Origin of the sequence: Mesorhizobium sp. M2A.F.Ca.ET.067.02.1.1 (assembly GCF_004023285.1) — a bacterium.
Classification (GTDB): domain Bacteria; phylum Pseudomonadota; class Alphaproteobacteria; order Rhizobiales; family Rhizobiaceae; genus Mesorhizobium.
Genome location: NZ_RZSB01000942.1, coordinates 1 through 2,023 on the forward strand (window position 1 = coordinate 1; position 2,023 = coordinate 2,023).

The 2,023-nt window shown below is 66.1% G+C and carries 3 protein-coding genes; all 3 read right to left on the reverse strand.

Going from position 1 to position 2,023, the window contains the following annotated elements; all coding sequences use genetic code 11:
• The coding region (locus tag EOA28_RS34010) for an HPr family phosphocarrier protein (protein WP_128315754.1) at positions 1 to 606 on the reverse strand (606 nt) is incomplete at its 3' end.
• Between the two features lie 48 nt (positions 607 to 654).
• A complete protein-coding gene (locus tag EOA28_RS34015) occupies positions 655 to 1,035 on the reverse strand; it encodes a PTS glucitol/sorbitol transporter subunit IIA (RefSeq protein WP_126061115.1) in 381 nt (126 codons plus the stop codon).
• 29 nt (positions 1,036 to 1,064) lie between these two features.
• The coding region (locus tag EOA28_RS34020) for a PTS glucitol/sorbitol transporter subunit IIB (RefSeq protein WP_128315755.1) at positions 1,065 to 2,023 on the reverse strand (959 nt) is incomplete at its 5' end.

Here is a 2,023-nt window from a genome sequence, read left to right on the forward strand (position 1 = left end):
GTCGTCGGCGGCGATGTCGCGCAAAGCCGCGACGATGCCGCGGTCGCCGGCGGCGAGATTGTTCTCGGCAAGCGTGCGGTCCATGCGCGCCTGGACGCTGGCGACGGCGCCGCGGAAGCGCTCGAGCTCGCTTTCGATCTCGCCGGCCTGCAGGTGCCTGCCCGGCCCCTCGATCTCCGGCGGGAAATGGGCGAAGGCCGGCCCGATCGCCACGCCCTCACTGGCGGCTACGCCCTGCAGTTTCGGCGTTCCATCCGCCGATGCTGCAGCCGGTGCTACGGGCTCCGACGCAGGTGCGACGGCTGCGGTTTCAGAGCCGCCCTCACCCGCTTCGCTCTCGTCGTCGAGACCGGCGCGCGGATTCTCCAGATAGCCGATCAGCGCCTCGATCGCCTCGATGGCGTCGGCGCCGTTGGCGCGCACGGTGACTTCCTGGTTTTCCTTGACCGCCAGCAGCATCAGCTTGACCGAGCTCTTGGCGCTGACCGCCTTGCCGTCCTTGACCAGCTCGACATCGGATTCGAAACCCTTGGCGAGTTTTACGAACCGCGTGGCGGGACGGGCGTGCAAACCTTCGTGCACTCTGACGATGGTCGAGCGTTCCATGGCAATTCTCTAGGTTTGGGCGCTTATCGACAGACAGCGCGGATATTATCAGGCGGCGATGGTGATGACAGCGCCCGGTGTAAGGGCGGCCACGAGCGCTCCGGTATCGACCTCGGACGCGCAAACCTCACCCGGCCTTTCGGCCTCGGATGCTCCGTTGAAAGAGATCACGACATGACCCATCTCGCGGACCTTGCTCCAGGCCGTGGAGCCGACCGCCGTTATCGTCGCCGAGACCGGCCCGAGTGTGATGGAGGCGCCTGTTGCTGGCGCATCGTCGCTCGGGCCTTCCTCCGTCTTGTGCAGCACGGAGACCTCGGCCAGTTCGGGAGGCGAGCCATCCGCGAACAGGATGAGCACGCCGCCCTCGGCGAGGTCCGCCACTTCGGGTCCTATTGCCGTGACCCGTGTCTTGAGAAGAACCGACATATGACGAACCTCGTTTTACTACTGCTATTTTAGAACACGATCAGGGACACGACCCAGGCGATCAGCACGGAGACAGGGCCCATGATCTGGCGGCTGATGAGCACCGCCGGCACGCCGATTTCGATCGTCTTCGGCTTGGCCTCACCGAGCGCCAGACCGACGGGAACGAAGTCGCAGCCCACCTGGGTGTTGTAGGCAAACAGCGCCGGCAGCGCCATTGCGGGCGAGATGGTGCCGTTGGCGATCTGCGGGCCGATGATGGCGACGCCGATGACCTGGGCGATGACCGCGCCCGGTCCCAGGATGGGCGACAGGAACGGCAGGCCGCAGATGGCCGAGATGACCAGCAGGCCGACGATGTTGTTGGCCAGCGGACCCATCGGCTGCGCCAGCACATCGCCGATGCCGGTATAGAGGATCAGGCCGATCAGCATGGTCACGAAGGCCATGAAGGGCAGCACGTTGCGGACGACCTGATCGATGGTGCGGCGGCCGGAGTTGAAGAAGATGCCGACCACGCGGCCCATGACGCGGCCGATCGAGCTGATCAGGCCGATAAGCCCGCCTCCCCTCGGCAGCGGCTCGGCCGCCCTGGCAGTGGTGTTGTTGCTTGACCTCATCGATGCTGCTCCCCCCGCAGTGGTGACCGCTTCGGATCCGTCCGCCACTGCGACATTGGCCGGCTTCACGCCCGAAACGTAGATGTCTTCCGTGATGAACTGGGCGAGCGGACCCGCCTGGCCGACCGGCGTCAGATTGACGGTCGGGATACGCTTGCGCGGGTAGACGCCGCAGCGCGCGGTGCCGCCGCAGTCGACGACGACGACCGCCATCTCGCTTTCGATCGGCGGCGACTTGAAGCCGTCGACAGCCTGGGCGCCGGTCATGTCGGCAATGAGCTGCGCCACCGGATGGATGCCGCCACCGGTTACCGACACGACCTTGTTGCGCTGCTCGGTCGGCTCGATGACCAGGGGGCCGCCCCAAC

Bases quoted from the DNA above. Each gene is read 5' to 3' on its own strand.
- EOA28_RS34015 (WP_126061115.1), bottom strand. From the start codon at position 1,035: ATGTCGGTTCTTCTCAAGACACGGGTCACGGCAATAGGACCCGAAGTG.